The following is a 19800-nucleotide window of genomic DNA, read 5'->3' on the forward strand; positions in this document are numbered from 1 at the left end:
CCCATGAGCCTCAGATCCGCGCTACCCGCACGGGCAGTTCGGCCAGGGGCGCCCTCAGGGAGCTGCGGCCGCGCTGCCAGCAAGTGAGCAGGTGAGTTCCGAACCGGCCCTCCACGGCGCCGGTGGCGGCGATTCCGAAGGCGATGTCGGGGCCGAGCGAGGGGTCGTCCCTGACCAGCGGCGTGATGACGGTGCGCCGGACGAGCTGTTCGTGGACGGCGTCGGCCAGCACGTGCTCGCGGTAGAACAGGGTGCCCGCAGGGGAGGCGCCCAGGCGTTCGAGCGCGGCGGCGAGGCGGGCGGCGCCGGGCGGGGAGGTGATCTCCACCGTCGCGAACTGGCCGACGAGCGCGCCGCGCAGCGAGCGGTGCAGACCGAACAGCGACATCAGGTTGACCACTGCCAGCGTGGGCGCGGGGACGGCGTCGAGGTAGTGCCCGTAGCCCGGGTCCAAGCCGAGGTCGGCCATCATCTCGGCGAACAGCTGGGCGTGGGCCCGCTCGGGGCGGCCGGCGCCGTACTCGTCGTACTGCACCGTGACCAGAGCGGCCTTGGCAGGGTGGGGCAGCCGCGGCACCACCCACATCTGCGGGTCCGCCTCCTTCAGGTGGTAGAGCGAGCGGTGCACCAAATACTCGCGCGCCTGCCAGCGCTCCCCGCGGTCGAGCAGGTGGTGGGACGGGCCGGTTCCGCCCGTGTCGTCGGCCAGCAGACCGGCCAGGGCCCGGGCCAGCGGCCGCGGATCGCCGGTCTCCCGCCGGACAGCGGTGAGAAAGGTGCGCTCCAGCGCGGACCGCAGGGCCAACTGCGCCGGGTGCCACTCCCACTCGGGGTCGACCTCGGCGAAGCCCTGGTAGTGCAATTCGTAGCAGACGTAGAGCGCCAGCTGGACGTCTTCGCCCCACGGGTCGCCGACCGGCGGGCGCCCGATCCGGGCCGTCGGGCTGGGGGTGGTACGCAGGGCGGGGAAGAGCTCGGCGCAGACCGGGCCACGAGGGTGCGGCAGAACTGGCGCCAGGCCGTCGGGCGCGTTCACGCCGACCTCCGGGGCGCCGGGTGGAGCTCCAGGGCGCAGCACTTCGGTCCGCCGCCGGCCTTCAGCAGCTCGGGCAGGTGCACGCCGACGGGCGCGAAGCCGTCCGCGCGGAGCTGGGCGGCGAGATCGTGGGCGGCGTCCGTCAGCAGGACATGGCGGCCGTCACTGATCGCGTTCAGCCCGAGGACGGACGCGTCGTGGTCGGAGGCCAGGATCGCCCTGGGGAAGAGCGCGCGCAGAGTGCGGTCGCTCTCGTGGGTGAAGGCCGCGGGGTAGTACATGATCTGGTCCTCGCTCAGCACGGCCAGTGCGGTGTCGAGGTGGTAGTAGCGCGGATCGGTCAGCCGCAGGCTGACGACGCGCCAGCCGAACGCCAGCTCGGCCTCACGGTGGGCGGCCGCACTGGTCCGCAGACCCGAGCCCGCCAGGACCCTGCCGCCGACCGGCAGGAAGTCGCCTTGGCCCTCGTTCGGCAGCTGAGCGACCAGAGGCCGGAACCCCGCCCGGCGAAACCAGACGCGGTGCGCCGCCGCCTCCGGCGCCCGTTCGGGGTGCCGGAACCGGGCGACCAGGACACGGCCGTCCACCACCGAGGCGCCGTTGGCGGCGAACACCATGTCGGGAAGCCGTGGCCGTGGAGCGATGGTCTCGACCCGGTGGCCCAGCTCCCGAAGTGTGGCCTGGAGCGTCTGCCACTGCCGTAGAGCGGCACCGGTGTCGACCGGGCGACTCGGGTCCATCCACGGATTGATCGCATACTCGACGGTGAAGTAGGTCGGCGGGCAGAGCAGGTAGCGTCGGCGGGTTGCGGTCCGCGTCGGGGCGGTGGTGGTCATCAGCTGCTCCTGAGCGGTTCGGGGAGCCACGGGTTGGTGGGGCGGCCGGGCGGCAGGGCTTCGGTCACCGTGTCGGCCCGGTACCCCTGCCCGTGAGGGCCGGCCGCACGGCTCCGCGGCACGGATGCCACCGGACCTCGAAATCCCCGCCTGCTCCGCACTCGCGCCTACCCAGCGCGCCGGTCCCCAGACGCGTCCGGGCCGGGGCTTCTCAGGGCACGCTGCGCGGCGGTTGCCCGCGGCAGCAGCAGCGGCGCCGTGCGCGGTGCCACGCCCGCCGGTCACTCTCGCAGGGGTTTCCCGGAGGGGAGGCCGGGTAGCCGAGAGCACCTACCAGGAAGTCCGGTTCGGGCTTTCGAGAACCTCCGGAGGTGGCCCCCATGGACGCGCGCGAAGGCGGCGGCCCGGGCCGAGCCGTCCGCATACCCGAGCAGGCCGAGCACCGCGAGGCCGAACCCCGCCCGGCGCCCGTTGAGCCGGTCGAGAAGCGCTGGGAGCAGGACGATGCGGAACGCTACGCCGTCCTCGGCGAAGACTGACCACGCCGGACAGATGCCGGGCCGGCTCGCCCGGCGCCCGGCGCACCATCGCCCAGGCCGCCGGCGCCCAGCCGCAGGCCACAGCGCCCAGTACCCCGGCCAGTGCTGGCGGCCCGCCCGGACGTGATCGGGCCCGATTGGAACTGGACCCCGCCTGTGTCGACGGCAGGGGGGAAACCGGCAGGCCACCGGCCGTGCCGGCGCTGTACCCCCGGCCCTGCGCCACGGGCGGGAACGGCGAGGAGAGAGTGATGGATGACGTACCCCAGGGCGGCGCCGGCGGTGTGCCCCTGCACCACGAGACGGACGCCACGAAAGACAGGCCGGCGGAGGACCAGCCGGCACCTGCCAAGACTGTCCGGGCCGGCAAGCCGGTGGCCGAGCAACGCACGGAGAACCCCGACCCGCCCCAGCAGGAGAAGGACTGACCGGGCACCGGGTTTGCGCCGGTACCGGCGGGCCATGCGGACAAACCTGGCGGTTCACGCTTTGCCGGACTCGGGCTCGCGGGCCCTGAGGTCCGGTCAGTGGCCCCCGGGCACCCGGGCCTTCAAGCGATGGCCACGGACTTCGAGCAGGGGGAGGAGGGAAGGCGTCGGCCATGACGGGCAGCTGTGTTCCTCCGGGTGGCGAACGGCCCTCGGCCGGGGACTTCGAACCGTACGACATCTGCGATCTGTGCGGTCAGGTAGCCGGTGACGACGAACTGCTGGCAGCGATCGTTCCCGACTCCTCGGCCGTGCACGACACCAACCCGTCCCTGGACGGCAAACGCGGGTTGACCGCGTGCACCGTGGACCACCTGGCCGCTCTGGTGGAGGAGTACCGGGACCGGCCGTTCATGCCGGAAGAGCAATGGGCAGCCAAGATCCGCCGCGCGCTGGCCACCCTGGACACACCGGTGGGGCTGAGCGTCGTGGCGGAGCTGAGCGGATTGTCGGAGGCCGAGGCCATGCGCGGCATCGACTGGCACACCGCGCGAGTCCGCGAGTGGCAAGCCGGCAACGGCGCAGTCGGCAGCGGCTGACCCTGTCTGGTCGAGCAGCCCTCCGCGGCAGGAAGCGGCGGCACCGGCGTGGCCGGCACCACCGCTTCGGCAAGCTGCCGAGGTCGGTTGTCAGCCTCCCGGGGTGATGCGGCCGACGCCAGCCGCCTTCCTCGACGCCGTGATCCTCGATGAAGGACTTGAAGCGCTTGAGGTCGCCCTTGACCCGGCGGTCGACCATCCCCATGGCGTCGGCTGCCTTCTCCGCGACGCCGTCGGGCTCGAAGTCGATGGCCAGGCGGACCGTGGTGTGCTGGTCGTCGAGCCGCTCGAAGGTGACCACGCCCATCTGCTGGACCTCGCCGCCGGTGGTGCGCCAGGCGATCTTGTGGTCGGGCAGCTGGTCCACGATCTCGGTGTCGAACTCGGCTCTCCCCAATACCGGCGAGACACTTAGGTCTACTCTCCAGCGGATAGACGCCTTTTCGAAAAAGGTCCACCCGTTCGAGTGCAGCCTCTTCGAGGGTGTCCGCTGGTCTGGGCGGTAGGGGGCCTCCCGTGGGCATCATGACAGCTTCGGCGCCGGTTCGAGCAGTGGTGGGTTCGCGTGTCTCGGACACGCATGGGGACGAGGGCAAGGTCTCGCACCTGGTCCAGGCGGAGTCGGCGACCCGGCACGCCCTCTCGAAGGAGTGGGAGATCATCGGGTCCTTCGAGGATCTGGACGTCTCCGCCGAGATCACTCCCTGGAAGCGTCCGGACCTCGGGCCGTGGCTCACCGACCGCCAGAGCGAGTGGGACGCGATGGTGTGGGCCAAGGTCGACCGGGCGTTCCGCTCGGCCAAGGACTGCGCCGATGTCGCCCACTGGGCAGAGGAGAACCGCAAGGTCCTGGTGTTCACGGACGACGGCATCACGCTGGACTGTCGGGAGGGCCGCAAGTCGTCGTTCGGGAACGAGCTGGCGAAGGTGTTCCTGATGCTGGCGTCGATCTTCGCCGAGATGGAGCTCAAGCGGATCAAGGCGAGGGTCACCGCCGCGCACAAGCACCTGCGGAAGACGGACCGCTGGGCCGGCGGGCAGCCGCCCTACGGGTACCGGATCGTCGACCGTCCCGGCGGCGGGCGCACCCTCGAACCGGACCCGGTCACGTCCGAGGCCGTCCGGTACATGGGCAAGCTTCTCCTGGAGGGGCAGAGCCAGTGGATGATCGCCACAGCCCTGGAAGCCGCGGGTTTCGACACCCCGGCCACCCACGCGTACAAGAACCAGGGCGAGTCGTACTCGAGCAAGCGCAAGACGCCGCCGTCGAACCACTGGAACCCCACCAGCGTGGGGAAGATCCTCCGCTCGCCGGCGTCGATGGGCCTGAAGCTGACCGGCCGCTCCGTCAAGGCGCGCAAGATCGCCCGTGACGCGAAGGGCCTGCCGATCCGGATGGCCAAGCCGTTGTTCACGGAGGAGGAGTGGGCCGCGGTCCAGGCGGCGATGGACGAGTGGTCGGTCACCAAGGAACGCTCCAACGGGGCTTGGCCCTGGCTCGGTGTGGTCCATTGTGACCGCTGCGGCGACCGGTTCTACCGGCAGGTGAACCTCGCCATGAACGGCCGGGTGTATGAGTACTACCGGTGCGCGAAGACGGCGGGCAAACCGGCTTGCAAGGGGCAGTCCGTGAAGGGGGAACGGGTCACCGCCGCGATCACCGCTCTGGTGGAGCGCCTGGCGGGGCTGGCGATGACGGTGCGCGGGTTCATCCCCGGCGAGGACCACACCGAGCAGCTCTACCACGTCACCCAGGCCATGCGCGACCTTCGCGAGGAGAAACGCCGCAACCTGTTCGACTACCCCGGCGGCGACGACGAGTACTCCGAGGCCCTCGAAGTCCTCGTCGACGAACGCCGCCGCCTCGCAGCCCTCCCACAACGCCCCTCCGCCTGGGTCGACGTCGATACCGGTCAGACCTTCGCCGACGCCTGGACCCAAGCCGACCAGGAACACCGCCGCCAGCTCCTCCTCGGCCTCAAAGCCCGCCTCTACATGACACCCACGATCGAAGGCTGGTACCTACCCGCTGGACTCGAAACACGCGTAGGGCAGCTGGAGTGCGCCGGAAGTCCGGCGTAGGGCGTGAGGCCGGCTGCGGCACGTGGCGTGTCAGGCGGCGACCTGCGGGAGCTTAACGGCCCGTGATACGAGCTGCCGAGGCGCGGGTGAGCTGCCTACTCGGCGCTCGCCTGTGTCCGGCTGACGCCATCGACAGGACCCGAGTCCGGGTCGCGTCCGCGGCCTCAACACCACTGCCGCGCCGTGGTGTTCGGCCGCCGCTAGGTTCTGGCAACGTACTGCTGCCGTACGCCTCCACCACCATTGAGGGGGCGGAGCCCAGACGGGCTTTGCCCTCTCAACCGTTCGCGGCGTTAGGGCAGCCTCTAGGGGACTCCGGCATCTGTCGGCGGCAGGTGCCAGTGGCGGGCGGCCAGTTGGGCGGTCCACATCCGGGCGTAGCGGCCGTCGGCGTCGGTGAGCAGCTCGGCGTGGGTGCCTCGCTGGGTGATGCGGCCGTCGTCGACCACCACGATCTGGTCGGCGCCCACCACGGTGGAGAGCCGGTGGGCGATGACGACGACGGTCCGGCCGGCCACCAGGCGGTCCACGGCCTGCTGCACCACCACCTCGGACTCGGTGTCCAGGGCGGCCGTGGGCTCGTCGAGCAGCACGATCGGCGCGTCCTTGAGGATGGCCCGGGCGATGGAGATCCGCTGCCGCTCGCCGCCGGAGAGCGCGGAGCCGATCTCGCCGACCCGGGTGTCGTAGCCCAGGGGCAGCCGGGCGACGAACTCGTGCACGTTGGCCGCGCGGGCCGCGGCCTCGATCTGGGCGTCGGTGGCGTCGGGGCGGCCGAGCGCGATGTTGGCGCGGATGGTGTCGTCGAAGAGGTAGACGTCCTGGAACACGACGGCGATGTGGCGAAGCACCTCGTCCGGTTCGAGGGTGCGCAGGTCGACCCTGCCGATCCGTACGGTGCCGTGCTGGGGATCGGCGAAGCGGCTGATCAGCCTGGTCACGGTGGTCTTGCCGGAGCCCGAGGGCCCGACCAGAGCGGTCAGGCTGCGCTCGGGGACGGTGAGGTCGAAGGCGCGCAGCGTGGGCTCGTCGCGGCCGTCGTAGGCGAAGGTGACGTGCTCGAAGCGGATCTCGAAGTCCTTCGGCTCCGTCCCGCCGGGGGCGACGGGCAGCGGTTCCACCCGCAGGACCTCGTCGATCCTGGTCAGGGCGGCCTCGGACATCTCGAAGAGCTTGGTCATCACGGCGGCCATGCTCAGCGGCTCGGCGAACCGGGCGGCCGTCACGACGATGGCGACCAGCAGGCCGAGCGACAACTTTGCGTCGAGGACCAGCGCCGAGCCGAGCGCGACCAGCGCCACCAGGGCCAGCCGGACCAGGAGTTGGGCGGCGGCGAGCGGCGCGGCGGCCGAGCGGTTCGCCGCCGACTGGGCGTGGTGCTGGTGGGCGAGGACGGCGGCCAGCCGGGGCGAGTCGGCTCCCGCCTGGCCGGTCGCCTTGAACACCGGCAGGCCCTGCACGTACTCGACGATCCGGTTCGCGGACGCCGCGTCCGCCTCGTCCACGGCGTGGAAGCCCGTGTTGGAGGAGCGCTGTACCCGGCGGACGAACGGCAGTGCCGCGCCGGCCGACACGGCGAGCACCAGCCCGAGCCGCCAGTCCACGGCCAGCACGACGGCCCCCAGCACCACGGGTACCGTCACCAGCTGCACGAACAGCGTGGACAGGGCCGACACGGCGGTGGCCGCGGCCGTGGCGTTGGCGCCGACCACCGAGGTCAGGTCGCCTGCCGCCCGCCGGGCGAGCTCCTGCTGCGGCATCGCGCGCAGCCGCTCCCCGAGGCGCAGCCTGGTCGCCTGGGTGACCAGGTGCCAGTAGCCATAGGTGAAGCCCGACTCCCGGACGCGCAGGGCGCCCTCGGTGACGACCAGGGCGGCGAGCACCCCGACCCACAGCCAGGCGTGCCCGGTGCGAACCGGGTCGCGGGAGAGTTCGGCCAGCAGCGGTACGAAGCTCGCGTACGCCGCCGCCTGGACGGCGCTGGCGGTGAGCGACACCCGCAGGGTGGCGCGGAACTGCGGTGCGTACGGGCCCGCCGCCGTGAACATCAGGCGCAGGATCCGCCTCATTGGGAGACCTCCCTCTCGCGGCCGCTGGCCAGCCCCCAGGCCGCAGCCACCTCGTGGCGCGCCCAGAGCCGGGCGTAGCGGCCACCGGCGGCGACCAGCTCGGGGTGGCGGCCGCGTTCGACGATCCGCCCGCGGTCGAGGACGGCGATCTGGTCGACGTCGACGATGGTGGAGAGCCGGTGGGCGATGATCAGGACGGTTCGGCCGTGGGTCAGCCGGGCGATGGCGTCCTGGATGGCGGCCTCGCTCTCCGGGTCGGCGAAGGCCGTGGCCTCGTCCAGGATCACGATCGGGGCCCGGGACAGGACGGCACGGGCGATGGTGATCCGCTGGCGCTGCCCGCCGGAGAGCCGGGCGCCGCGCTCGCCGACCTGGGTGTCGTAGCCGTCGGGCAGTTCACGGGTGATGAACTCGTGCGCGGCGGCGGCCTCGGCGGCCGTCCGGACCTCCTCGTCGGTGGCCTCGGGCCGGGCCAGGCGGATGTTCTCGGCGACGGTGCCGGAGACCAGGAACGGGTCCTGGAAGACCAGCGTGACGTGCCGCAGCAGCGTCTCGGTGCGGATCTCGCGCACGTCGACGCCGCCGACCCGGACGGTGCCCGCCTCGACGTCGAAGAAGCGCGGGATCAGCCTGGCCACCGTCGACTTGCCGGAGCCGGACGGCCCGACCAGGGCGCAGACCGTGCCGGTCGGGACGTCCAGGTCGACGCCGTCCAGGACGGGTTCGCCCCGCTCGGCGGCGTAGCGGAAGCGGACGCCCTCCAGACTGATCGCGGAGCCCTGCGGTTCGCGCGGATTCGCGGGCTCGGGCAGCGGCGGGGTGTGCAGCAATCCTGCGATCCGGACGGCGCCGGCCTTGGAGTCGTTGAGGAAGTTGGTCAGGTGCATCAGCGGGGCGATCGCCTCGACCGGCATCGCGCCGATCATCAGGGCGAGGACCAGGTCCGGGACGGAGATCCAGTCGGCCGCCAGCATCGGGACGGCGGAGGCCGCGACGATCAGCAGCGTCGGCAGCGGGACGATGAACAGCTGGTTGAGGACGCCGGAGGTGCGCGAGGTGGCGATCCAGGAGGCCACCGCCTCCGTGAACTCGCGTACGGCGGCGGAGAACCGGCCGAAGGAGCCCTTGCCGTCGTCGAAGGTCCGTACCACCGGCATGCCCTGGACGAACTCGACGACGGCCGCGTTCACGTTCTCGTTCGCGCGGTTGTAGCGGGCCCGCTGCTCGGCGTGGTCCCGGGTCAACAGGGACAGGCAGAGTACGGCGATCGGCACGATCAGGAGGACGGCGATCAGCAGCCGCCACTGCACCACTCCGAGGGTGAGCAGCGCCGCGAGCGGCTGGGCGAGGCCGGAGCCGACGAACGGCAGCGCGTCGGCCACCGCGTTGTGCAGCGCCTTGACGTCGTCCTGGACGATCTTCTTGACGCGGCCGGAGCCGAGCCGTTGGACCTCGCCCAGCGGCATCCGGGCGAGTGCGTCGGCGAGCTCGCGCCGGAGTACCACCTCAAGGTCGTAACTGGCCTCGTGCGCCAGGTGTTCGGCCAGCCACCGGCTCGCGAACGAGACCAGCAGGCCGGCCAGTGCTCCGGCCAGCCAGCCCACCGGAACCGACCCGTCGTCGGTGAACAACCGGCCCACGGCGAAGGCCGCGCAGGCGAACCCGGCCACCGTGGCGGCACCGCCGAGCACGCCCAGCAGGGCGGCTCGGACGAGCCGGGCGCGTACCGCCGGTGCCAGCGCCACCAGCCCGGCCAGCACGCGCAGGCCACCGCGCTCAGCCATGCGTCAACTCCTTCAGTATCGTGGCGAGTTCGGACTTGTTGACCTTGCCGAGCGCGGTCCGGGGGAAGTCCTCCAGCACCACCACCCGGTCCGGCAGCTTGAAGGCCGCCAGCCCGAGTGCGGTGAGGTGGGCGTTCAGCTCGGCGCGGCCGGGCGGGGTGCCGTGCGCGATCACGCAGGCGCAGGAGCGCTCGCCGAGCGCCTCGTCCGGCACGCCCACCAGTGCGACGTCGTGCACGGCCGGGTGGGCCAGCAGGTGGTTCTCCACCTCCTCGACCGGGATCTTGTCGCCGCCGCGGTTGATGACGTCCTTCACCCGCCCCTCGACCACCAGGTGGCCGCTGGGCAGTCGACGCACCAGGTCGCCGCTGCGGTAGAAGCCGTCGGTGGTGAAGGCCGAGCGGTTGTGGTCGTCCGCCCGGTAGTAGCCGCGCAGCGTGTACGGGCCGCGCGTCAGCAGCTCGCCCACCTCCCCCGGGGCCACCTCCCGGTCGTCGGCGCCGACGATCCGCAGCTCGTCGTGCTCGGCCAGCGGCCGGCCCTGGGTGGACAGCGCGAGGCGCTCGGGGTCCTCCGGCCGGGTGAAGTTGAGCAGCCCCTCGGCCATCCCGAACACCTGCTGGAGGCGGCAGCCGAGCGCCGGGCCGATCCGCTTCGCCGCCTCCTCCTTCAGTCGGGCCCCGCCGACCTGGAGCAGTTCCAGGCTGCTCAGGTCGCCGCTGGACCAGGTGGCGGCCTCCAGCCAGAGCAGTGCGAGCGGCGGAACCAGTGCGGTGACGGTGACCCGCTCCCGCTCGATGAGCCGGAACGCGTCCTCGGGGCTGGGGGTCGGGGACAGGACGACCGTGCCCCCGACCGCCAGCGTGCCGAGCACCCCGGGGCAGGCCAGCGGGAAGTTGTGCGCGACGGGAAGCGCTGCGAGGTAGCGGGTCGAGGCGTCCATGCCGGTCACGGCCGCGCTCGCGGTGGCGTTGTAGAGGTAGTCGTCGTGCGTACGGGGGATCAGTTTGGGCACGCCGGTCGTGCCGCCGGAGAGCAGCAGCAGGGCGACGTCCGAGGACGCCGGGCCGGCCAGGGGCGGCGGGGTGGCGTCGACTTCCTCCAGCGCGGTGAACTCCTCGGGCTCGCCGACCACCAGCACCTCGCGCAGCCCTGGCCGTCGGGCCCGGACGGCTCGGGCGAGCTCCCGGTGGTCGAAACCGAGATGGCGGTCCGGGATGACGTACGCGACGGCCCCGGAGAGTCGGGCCAGGTGGGTGATCTCGGTCTCCCGGTGGGCGGGCAGCGCGAGGACCGGGACGGCACCGAGCCGGAACAGCGCGAAGCAGAGCGACACGAACTCGGCGACGTTGGGCAGGTGCACCAGCACCCGGTCGCCGGGGGCGATGCCGCGCCGGTGCAGGCCGGCGGCCAACCGGTCGGCCCGCAGGTCGAGTTCGCGGTACGTCCAGCGGCGAGCGCCGTCCACGACGGCGGTGCTCTCCGGGGCGCTCAGGGCCCGCTCGCGCAGCACCGAGCCGAGCGTGCGGCCCTGCCAGTAGCCGAGCTCGCGGTAGCGCGCCGCGAAATCCTCGGGCCAGGGGGTGAATCCGTCGAGCATGTCAGCCCTCCTCATGGCCGTGACGAGCGGCGGGGACGAGGTAGGGGGCGACGCTCGCCAGCTTCTCGCAGGTCTCCTCGTACTCTCGGGCCGGCCGGGAGGTGCCCACCACGCCGGCCCCGGCGCGTAGCCAGGCCCGGCCGTCCCGCTGGTAGACGGCGCGCAGGACGAGCGCGGCGTCCAGCGAGCCGTCGGCGGCGGCCATCAGGACCGTCCCCGAGTACAGCCCGCGCGGCTGCTCCTCCAACTCCTCGATCAGCCGGTACGCGGCGGCCTTCGGGATGCCCGAGGCCGTGACGGGCGGGAACACCGCGCCCAGTGCGTCCCAGGCGGTGCGGCCGTCAGCGAGCGTGGTGGTCACCCGGGAGGCGAGGTGCTGGACGCTGCCGCGCCGTCTGACGGCCATGAACTCGCTGACCCGGCAGGCGCCGGGCTCGCCGACCGACTCCAGCTCCGTGACGGCGAGCCGGACCGATGAGGCATGCTCGAAGACCTCCTTCGGGTCCCGGAACAGCTCCGCGCGCAGCGCCTCGTCGGTGTCCGGGTCGCCGGTGAGCGCCCGGGTGCCGGCCAGCGGCTGGGTGCTGGCCGTCCCGACCGCGTCGACCTCGACCACCGTCTCCGGGCTGAACCCGGCCGCCTGCCAGCCACCGAGGTCGAGCAGGAACGAGCGGGCCGGGGTGTTGTGCCGACGGCCCGCCAGGTAGCTCGCGGTCAGGTCCACCGGGAAGGGGACGGGGACCGGCCGCGAGAGGATCACCTTCTCCAGTCGGCCGCGCCCGATCTCCGCCACCGCGTGGGCGACCCCGGCCTGGTAGGCGGTGTCGGCCTGCCGGACGTCGAGGGGCACGCAGGTCGGGTCGGGGCCCTGGGCGGGCTCGGTCAGGAGCTTGCGGGCCGCGTCGAGGTCGCTCCCCTCCAGTGCCCTGACCCGGACCCGGTCCGCCCGCACCTCGAATTCGACTCCGGGGACGAAGAGATGGGCGAGCGGCTCGGCGGTACCGGAGCCGGGACGGCTCGCCAGTTCGAAGCAGGCCCAGCCGTACGCGTGCCAGTCCGCCACCGGTATCCGGCCCAGCGCCCGTTCCACCTGCCGCCACGGTCTGCCGGACCAGTCCTCGGCCGAGCCGCCTCCGGCGAGGAGGGTGTGCACCCGTCGGTCGTCCACCCGGATCTCCGCCACCGGGTTCCCGGCGACGTGCCAGCACGACTGGCGCTCGTACACCACGTACTCGCCGAGCAGGCCGGAGCCGACCAGCTGGGCGGTGATCGCGAGCGGGTCGAACTCGCCCTCGAAGAGGGCCTCTTGATAGTGCTGAAGCACGGTGTTTCTCCTGTCGGAAGCGGGTCAGCGGGCGGCGGCGCGCAACGGGGCGGCGATCAGGTCGGCGACGGCGCGGGCGTTCCGCTCCTCGATGCAGCTGAAGTGGTTGCCCTCGATGTCGGTCACGGCGAACTCGCCGAGGCAGACGTCGCGCCAGAAGGCGAGCGTGGTCTCGTCCATGCCGGGGGCGAAGCCCGAGGCGCCGCGCGGGCGCAGGAAGCGGATGTCGCCCGCGTACGGCGGCGGCGTGAAACGCGCGGAGCGGAAGCTCTGCCGGAAGACCCGGAACATTCCCTCGGCCATCTCGGGCATCAGCTCCTGGCCGGTGACCTCGGTCGCGGCCTTCGCGTACCGGGCGAAGCGCTCCTCGCGGGTGTGCTCCGACAGCCGGCGGAAGTAGGCGGCGACGGAGTCCGACGCGGGGTCGCCGCCGACCTCGACCAGCGAGCCGGCCGGCACCCGGCCGCCGTTGCGCTCGATCACCTGCATGAAGGCGTGGACGGCCGCGTCCGGGTCGATCCCGTCGAAGCCCGCCTGGGTGAGCTCGATGTGCAGGTTGGGGATGAACAGGGTCTCGATCATCAGGTCGTCCTCGACGTCGAAGACCACCGGGTGGCTGCTGGCCAGCACCAGGTCCTCCACCTGGACGCCGCGCTCGTCGAGCCGCCGGGCCACCTCGGTGGCGTACAGGCCGCCCAGGCAGTAGCCGACCAGCTGGACGCGCTGGTGCCCCTCGGTCAGCAGGCGTTCGGCGTAGTCGTCGGCGGCCCGCTCGATCACCTCGGCGGGGTCGAGCGCGCAGTACCGTTCGGGGTCGTCGACGACGATGCCGAGCACCGGGCCCAGGTTCTGGGCGACCAGCTCCTTGGCGAGCGGCCGGTAGCAGTCCATGGTGCCGAGGCCGGCGTGGAACAGGACGCGCAGCGGGCCGTCGCCGCCGGTGCCGAACGGCACCAGCAGGGCGTTGCCGGTCGTGCCGCGCCGGCCCTCGGGGGTGGTGTCCGGGGTGGCGCGCCCGCGCAGGAAGCGGGCGAGGGCCTCGACGGTCGGCTGGTTGAGCATCTGCCGCAGCAGGGTGTCGAAGGGGACGTCGTGGGCCTCCGGCAGCTCCTCGCGGAGCCGTCCGGCCATCCGTGCGGTGATCAGGGAGTCCGCGCCGCGCTCGTGGAAGCTCTCGGTCCGACCGATCGCGTCGACGGCGAGCGTTGCGGCCCACAACTCGGCCAGGCGGGACTCGAGTTCGTCGGCCGGCCGGTCCGTGGCCGCCGTCCGCGCGGAGGCGTCGGCCGCCGGGCGCCAGGTGCGCAGGGTACGGCGGTCGACCTTGCCGTTGCCGGTCAGCGGAAGGGCGTCCACGACCTGGAGGTGCGAGGGCAGCATGTGCGCGGGCAGTCGGGCCGCCAGGTGGCCGCGCAGCTCGGCCTCGGTCACCGGCATGCGGTCGGTCTTCAGCCGGGCGGCGAACAGGTGGACGTGCTGGGGGGCCAGGGCGTGGTCGTCCGCGGGCAGGCTGTGCACCAGCGGGGCCCCGGCGTCGGCGAGGAGGCCGAGCCACTGGTCACGGTCCAGGTAGGACGGGCCGTGGCGGCGCGTGTCGTCCTCCGGCGGGGTCATCAGGAAGGCCTGGGAAGCGAGGATCCACGGGTGCTCCCGGGTCGGCTCGGTGAGCATCAGCCAGCCGCCGGGCGCGACCAGGTCCACCAGTCGGTCGAGCGCGGCCCGCACGTCCCGGGCGTTCTCCAGCACGCCGGCGGCCAGCACCACGTCGAAGGAGTTCGGGGCCAGGCCCTGGGCGCGGTGGTCGCCGTCCACGTCGAACAGGCCGAACCGGACGCCCGGGCGGTCACCGAACCGGGCCCGCGCCTCGGGCAGGAAGAACGGCGAGACGTCGGTGAACAGGTAGTCGCAGTCGACACTGGAGAGGGCCTCCAGCACGTTCTCGGTGGTGCCCCCGGTCCCGGCCCCGGCCTCCAGGACGCGCAGCGGCCGGTCGCGGTCGGTGGCGGCATCAGCGGCGATGCGGCGGAACAGGCCGCTCACCGCGCTGTTCAGGTACCGGGCCATCGCGTTCTCGCGGTACAGGGCGCGGGTGGTGTCCAGGCCGCCTTCGGGGAAGAGCAGCTCCACCGGGTCCTGACGGCCGGTGAGCAGGTCGGGGAGCCGGTCGGCGTTGCGCCGCAGATAGGAGAGGAACTCGGGCGAGCCGAGTTCGGCCGTCCAGGTCGCTCCGGCATCCGTCCAGAGGTCGGCGACGACGGCCTCGTCCACGGTGGCCGCATCCACGTCGGTCTCGGCCAGGACGGCCCGCCAGCGCTCGGCCAGCCACCGGTGCTGCTCGGCGACCTCGCCGGCCACCTCCCGCAGGGCCAGCGCCATCGAGGCGAGCACGGCCCGGTCGAGACGATCGGCGAAGGCTGTGACCGTGTCCCGGTCGAGGCCGCCGAGGGTGGACTCGGCGGCCTTCCGGGCGTCCTCGATCAGCGCCCGGTCATCCGGGCGGACCGCCTCGGCCACCCGGGCGCTCTCCACCACGCCGAGCAGCCCGCGCTCCGCACCCGAGCCGTCCAGCACCACCCCGGCCGCCGCGACGGCGGGGTGCTCCAGCAGCGCGGACTCGATCTCGCCGAGCTCGATCCGGTGGCCGCGCACCTTGACCTGGGTGTCCTCACGGCCGAGGAACTCGATCTCCCCGCCCGGCAGGTACCGGCCGAAGTCGCCGGTGCGGTACAGGCGCTGCCCGTCTCCGGGCGTCAGCACGAACCGCTGCGCCGTGGTCTCCTCGTCCCCGAGGTAGCCCTGGGCCAGGCCCGCGCCGGAGATGTACAGCTCGCCGGCCGTCCACACCGGGCAGTCGCGCAGCGATGCGTCCAGCACCCGGAAGCCCTGGTTGGCGAGCGGCCGCCCGTACGGGATGCTGCGCCAGCCCGGCTCCAGGCCGCGGTACGGGTGGGCGATCGACCAGATGGCCGCCTCGGTGGCGCCGCCGAGGGAGACGACCTCCAGGCCGGGCAGGCGGGTGGTGACGGCGTCGGGCAGGGTGAGCGGGATCCAGTCGCCGGAGAGCAGGGCCAGGCGCAGCGCGGGCAGGTCCAGGCCGGGCTCGGTCTCCAGGTAGGTGGAGAGCATCTGCAGCTGCGCGGGCACCGAGTTCCACAGGGTGACGCCGTGCTCGGCGGCCAGCTCGGCCCAGTGCGAGGGGTCGGCGCGGCGTTCGGGGTCGGGCAGGACGAGGGCGCCGCCGACCGCGAGCGGCCCGAAGACGTCGTACACCGAGAGGTCGAAGCCCAGGTGGGCGAGGGCCAGGACGCGGTCCTCGGCGGTGACACCGAAGCGGCGGTTGATGTCCGCGATGGTGTTGCCGGCGGCCCGGTGGCTGATCACCACGCCCTTGGGGCGGCCGGTGGAGCCGGAGGTGTAGATCACGTACGCGGGCGCGCCGGGGTCGCCCCCGGGCAGGGTGGTCGGGGGTGCGGCGGGTGCCAGCCGGTCGACGGCGATGGCATCGGGACCGGTGTCCACCCAGGACTGGGAGAGCACGTGCCGGACCCCGGCGTCGGCCAGGATGGCGGCCCGGCGCAGCGGCGGCTGGACGGTGTCGACCGGCAGGTAGACGGCCCCGGCGAGCAGGGTGCCGAGCACGGCGGCGACCTGCTCGGGCCCCTTGTCCATGACGATCGCGACGTGTTCGCCCGCAGTGCAGCCGGCCTGCTTCAGCGCCTCGGCCACGGCGGCGGCCCGGCCCGCGAGTTCGCCCTGGCTGACGGTGCCGCGCGGGCCGAGCAGCGCGGGCCGGTCCGGCGTGCGGGCGGCCTGGGCGAACACGCCGTGGTGCAGCAGGGTGTTCGGCAGCGGGGCCCGGGTGTCATTGGCGCGGCGGCGCTCCTCGGCCTGCCAGGCGGGCAGGGGGACGGCCTGGTCGGCGTCCCAGGGTGCGTCGGCGGTGGCCAGGGAGCGCAGCAGGGCTTCGAAGGCGGCGAACATGTCGTCCGCGAGGCCGTCCGGGAAGATCCCCTCGCGGACGTCCCAGTTGACCTGGAGGCCCTCGGCGTCGTCCATCGCCTGGCAGTCGATGAACACCTGCGGGGTCTGGGTGATGCCGAAGCCGTCGAGCCGGCCGACGGCCCGTGCGTCGGTGCCGATGCCCGCCTCGCCGAGGCCGATCGCACTGGTGAAGACGATCGGCATGAGCGCCGCCTCGCGGCCCCGGCGGCGGGCGAGTTCGCGCAGCACCTCGACGCCGGAGCAGAGCCGGTGGTCGAGGTCGTCGAAGAGCTGTCCGCTCACGCTCTTTGCTCGCTCGGCGAAGGTGCTGCCGTCGGCCCAGTCGACGGCCAGCAGGTTGACCGAGGTGAAGTCGCCCACCACGCGGTCGACTTCGGGGTGCAGCGGAAGGCGGTTCAGCACGGTGAGGTTGAGCGCGAAGCGCGGGCTGCGGCTCCAGCGCTCGATCGCGGCCGCGTAGGCGGCGAGCACCACGGAGGACGGGGTGAGGCCGCGCTCCTGCGCCCGGCGCTTGAGGTCCGCCCATGCGGTGGCGTCCAGTTTGAGGAAGCGCCGCCGGAAGCGGGCCTCGGCCGGACGCTCAGCCGGGTGCTCGGCGGGCGTGCGGTCCGCGAGCGGAAGGTCGGGCGCGGGCGGAAGTTCGTCCAGCCGGGCCCACCAGTAGTCGCGGTCGCGCTGGAAGCGGTCGGACTCCCGCAGGCCGCGCTCGGCGAGCAGGTAGTCGCGGAACCGCAGCTCCAGCGGCGGGAGTTCGGCGTCCGGGGTAGCGTGCAGCGTCTCGAACTCGGCGAGCAGCAGCCAGATGGACGCCCAGTCGGCGATCAGGAAGTCCATCGACAGGTGCAGCACGGCCCGCCCCTCGGCCCTGGTGATCCGCAGGTCGAACAGCGGCCAGCTGCTGGTCTCGTACACCCGGTGGCCGAAGTCCTCGCGGACGGCGGCGAGTTCGGCCTCGACGGCGTCGGTGCCGCCGGCGCCGCGCAGATCGGTGGCGGGGACGGCGAGGTGCGGCACCTCCGGCAGCACCCGCTGGTGGCCGTCGGCTGCGATGACGGCCCGGAGCATGTCGTGGCGCCGGATCAGCCGGTTCCAGGCGGCCTCGGCGGCCGCCGGGTCGAGATCGGGGTATCCGACCTCCAGGTAGACGTGGCAGGCGACGCCGCCGTGTTCGAAGGCCCCGCCCCGGCCGAGCAGGTAGGCGGCCTGGACGTCGGTCAGCGGGAAGGGCTCGTGACAGGACTGCGGATCGGGGACGACGAGCGGCCGCTCGCCCTCGGACCGCAGCTGCGCCAGGACGGCCTCCTTGGCCTGCCGCAGCGCGGCGAGCCGCTCGGGGCCGAGCGCGCCCTTGGGCGCGCGGTAGCGCAGCTGGCCCGCCTCCTCCCACAACTGGACGCCCGCGCCGCGGAGTTCGGTGATCAGTTCGGTGACGCTCATGCTTCTCGGGTGTCCTCTTCGAGTCGCGGGGGGATGGTGGCGTTGAACCGGAACACGTTGTCCGGATCCCAGGTCGTCTTGAGCCGGACCAGCCGCTCGTAGGTGGCTGGGCCGTATGCGGCGCGCACCCACTCGGGCTCGGGGTCGGGCAGGAGGTTCAGGTACGGTCCGCGGGTCACGGGCTGCAGGGCGCGCCAGCCGTCGAGGGCCGGCCGCAGGTGGACGGCGCTCTCCGGCGCGCCGTACCACTGGGCGCAGATCTCCACGAACCAGCGGGCGTCGCGGTGGGTGAAGGCGGTGGGCCCGGCCGGGGCACGGCCGATGGCCCCGCCGAGGGCGCCGAGGACCACGGAGAAGTTCGGCCCGGCGGCGGCCCAGCGGGTGAGCAGGTCGTCGATGACGGCGTCGGACAGTTCGGGCAGCAACTCGCCGCGGTTGTAGACGTTCTGCTCCCGGAAGCCGGGCGGGGAGGGCAGCAGCCGCTGGTAGTCCGCGTACCGCATCCGTCGTACGCCGTCCGAGACCGGCCGCGGTCCCACGTTCCGGAGCGACGCGAGTACCTCGTCGCCCTGTTCGGGCGCGCCGAACCAGGTGGGGATCAGCACGACCGAGCGCTCGAAGTGCAGCTGCTCTGGGACGAACGGCACTGGCGGGGCCGTCCAGGCGAGCGCGACCAGCGACGCCTCGTCGGGCGCCGTGGCGAGCCAGTCCCGGGCGGTCCGCAGGACGGCCGGTGCATGGCGGGCCGGGTGGACGAGCGGGCCGGCCAGCACGTGGGTGACCGGGTGCAGCCGGAAGCCGAACCGGACCACCACGCCGAAGTTGCCGCCCCCGCCGCGCAGGCCCCAGAACAGTTCCGGGTGCTCGTCCGCACTGGCCCGCACCCGGCGGCCGTCTGCGGTCATCAGGTCGAAGAAGACCACGTTGTCGCTGGTCAGCCCGAACTGGCGGGACAGGTCGCCGACCCCGCCGCCGAGGGTGTGGCCGGCGATGCCGACGTCGGTGTTGCGCGGCCCGGGCAGGGCGAGGCCGTGCTGCTGCGTGGCGGCGTCGAACTCGCCCCAGGTGAGGCCCGGTTCGGCGATCGCCAGGCGGGCGTCCGGGTCGATCTCGAGGCGCTTCATGCCGCTGAGGTCGAGCACCATCCCGTCGTCGCAGGTGCCCCAGCCGGCCACGTGGGCGCCGCCGCCGCGCACCGCCACCGGCAGGCCGCGCCGACGGGCGAGCGCGAGGGCGGCTGTGACGTCATCGGCGTCGGCGCACCGGGCGATCAGCGCCGGGCGGCGGTCGATCCGGGCGTTGCGGACCCGGCGGGCGCGGTCGTAGCCCGGGCTCGCGGGGGTCAGGAGTTCCATCGTGCGCTCCGCTCCGACGCGGCCGGGCCGAGCTCGGCGCCGTGCAGAGCGGCGGCGTCGAGTGGGTGCGTCAGCCCGGTCAGGTCCACGTGTAGGACACCGGTGCGGTCGGCGGGCTCGGGCGTCAGCCACGGGTCCGCGCCGACGAGCGTGTCGAAGGCGGCGCGGTCGCTCGCGGCCACGCCCAGCCGCACCCGGGAGACGCCGAGCGCGCCGTTGGGGTGGGCCACATGAGCGGGCCGCTGCGGCGGGTGGTAGGCGGAGACGACGAACGGGAGCCCGGCCGGGGCGGGGGTGAGGAACCGGTAGCGGACCGGCTGTCCGTCGGGCCTGGTCCGGCGGCCGGTCATGACGCGGGAGGCCGGGAGACCCCGGGCGCGCAGGTCGCGGCGGGTCCCGGACAGCTCGAAGCCGGTGGTCTCCAGCGCGACATCGCGCCACCCCTCGCCCGCTCGGGCCCACTTGGCGAGCCGGGTGCTCGCTGCCGAGCCGTACGCGAGGCCGAACGGTCCGCGCAACAGGGCGAACCGGGAGGGGAGTTCGAAGAGCTCGATGAACGGGCCCTGCTCGAACCAGATCAGCGCGTTGTGGGCCTTCGCCGGTGCGCTGCCCCACTCCACGGTGAAGCCGAGGTCGGTGAAGTCCCGTACGGCCGCCCGGATGTCGTCGACCTTGCACAGGACGTGACTGCACGTCAGTTCCATGGTTC

13 protein-coding genes and 1 pseudogene are annotated in these 19800 nt (G+C 73.2%); 4 read left to right on the forward strand and 10 right to left on the reverse strand.

The features are described from left to right. Window positions 1-10: 10 nt before the first annotated feature. The gene (locus ACFVU9_RS26275) at window positions 11-1036 is read right to left on the reverse strand and encodes an iron-containing redox enzyme family protein (protein WP_387597346.1); all 1026 of its coding nucleotides are present in this window, start codon (window positions 1034-1036) and stop codon (window positions 11-13) included. Continuing rightward, on the reverse strand, window positions 1033-1872 hold the full coding sequence (gene ddaH, locus ACFVU9_RS26280) for a dimethylargininase (RefSeq protein WP_387597349.1): 840 nt from the start codon (window positions 1870-1872) through the stop codon (window positions 1033-1035). Before ddaH ends, ACFVU9_RS26275 begins: the two co-directional genes overlap by 4 nt. A 380-nt stretch (window positions 1873-2252) precedes the next feature. Between ddaH and ACFVU9_RS26285 the strand changes: the two genes are divergently transcribed. The 3 genes from ACFVU9_RS26285 (at window position 2253) to ACFVU9_RS26295 (ending at window position 3438) form a co-directional block, all read left to right on the forward strand. After that, window positions 2253-2411 (forward strand): hypothetical protein, encoded by a 159-nt coding sequence (locus tag ACFVU9_RS26285; RefSeq protein ID WP_387597352.1) that lies wholly within the window; start codon window positions 2253-2255, stop codon window positions 2409-2411. A 251-nt stretch (window positions 2412-2662) separates the two neighbouring features. Continuing rightward, window positions 2663-2839, forward strand: a complete 177-nt coding sequence (locus tag ACFVU9_RS26290; RefSeq protein ID WP_387597355.1) for a hypothetical protein — start codon at window positions 2663-2665, stop codon at window positions 2837-2839. Window positions 2840-3012: 173 nt separating this feature from the next. Then, window positions 3013-3438 (forward strand): hypothetical protein, encoded by a 426-nt coding sequence (locus ACFVU9_RS26295; protein ID WP_387597479.1) that lies wholly within the window; start codon window positions 3013-3015, stop codon window positions 3436-3438. 223 nt (window positions 3439-3661) lie between these two features. Here ACFVU9_RS26295 and ACFVU9_RS26300 read toward each other — a convergent pair. Then, a pseudogene (locus ACFVU9_RS26300) lies at window positions 3662-3805 on the reverse strand (cyclase); the annotation flags it as partial. Between the two features lie 158 nt (window positions 3806-3963). Here ACFVU9_RS26300 and ACFVU9_RS26305 point away from each other — a divergent pair. Further along, complete coding sequence (locus ACFVU9_RS26305; RefSeq protein WP_387597358.1) at window positions 3964-5520, forward strand: recombinase family protein; 1557 nt, start codon at window positions 3964-3966, stop codon at window positions 5518-5520. Window positions 5521-5825: 305 nt separating this feature from the next. On the opposite strand, the gene ACFVU9_RS26310 is transcribed toward ACFVU9_RS26305, so the two are convergent. From ACFVU9_RS26310 to ACFVU9_RS26340, 7 genes are read right to left on the reverse strand one after another with little or no spacing between them, the layout of a single operon-like run. Next, window positions 5826-7589, reverse strand: a complete 1764-nt coding sequence (locus ACFVU9_RS26310) for an ABC transporter ATP-binding protein (RefSeq protein ID WP_387597361.1) — start codon at window positions 7587-7589, stop codon at window positions 5826-5828. Continuing rightward, a complete protein-coding gene (locus tag ACFVU9_RS26315; protein WP_387597364.1) occupies window positions 7586-9373 on the reverse strand; it encodes an ABC transporter ATP-binding protein in 1788 nt (595 codons plus the stop codon). Before ACFVU9_RS26315 ends, ACFVU9_RS26310 begins: the two co-directional genes overlap by 4 nt. Continuing rightward, window positions 9366-10973, reverse strand: coding sequence for a (2,3-dihydroxybenzoyl)adenylate synthase (locus ACFVU9_RS26320; RefSeq protein WP_387597367.1), 1608 nt, complete (start codon window positions 10971-10973; stop codon window positions 9366-9368). The genes ACFVU9_RS26315 and ACFVU9_RS26320 overlap by 8 nt, the downstream gene beginning before the upstream one ends. Window position 10974: 1 nt before the next feature. Continuing rightward, a complete protein-coding gene (locus tag ACFVU9_RS26325) occupies window positions 10975-12297 on the reverse strand; it encodes a salicylate synthase (protein ID WP_387597370.1) in 1323 nt (440 codons plus the stop codon). 24 nt (window positions 12298-12321) lie between these two features. Next, window positions 12322-17736, reverse strand: coding sequence for an amino acid adenylation domain-containing protein (locus tag ACFVU9_RS26330; protein ID WP_387597373.1), 5415 nt, complete (start codon window positions 17734-17736; stop codon window positions 12322-12324). Continuing rightward, entirely contained in the window at window positions 17733-19091 is a 1359-nt protein-coding gene (locus ACFVU9_RS26335; RefSeq protein ID WP_387597376.1) for an FAD-binding oxidoreductase, read from the reverse strand. Before ACFVU9_RS26335 ends, ACFVU9_RS26330 begins: the two co-directional genes overlap by 4 nt. Further along, window positions 19079-19795: a VOC family protein gene (locus ACFVU9_RS26340; RefSeq protein ID WP_387597379.1), complete on the reverse strand. Its 717-nt coding sequence runs from the start codon at window positions 19793-19795 to the stop codon at window positions 19079-19081. Before ACFVU9_RS26340 ends, ACFVU9_RS26335 begins: the two co-directional genes overlap by 13 nt. Between the last annotated feature and the right edge of the window lie 5 nt (window positions 19796-19800).

The organism is Kitasatospora sp. NPDC057936 (assembly GCF_042887525.1).
GTDB lineage: Bacteria > Actinomycetota > Actinomycetes > Streptomycetales > Streptomycetaceae > Kitasatospora.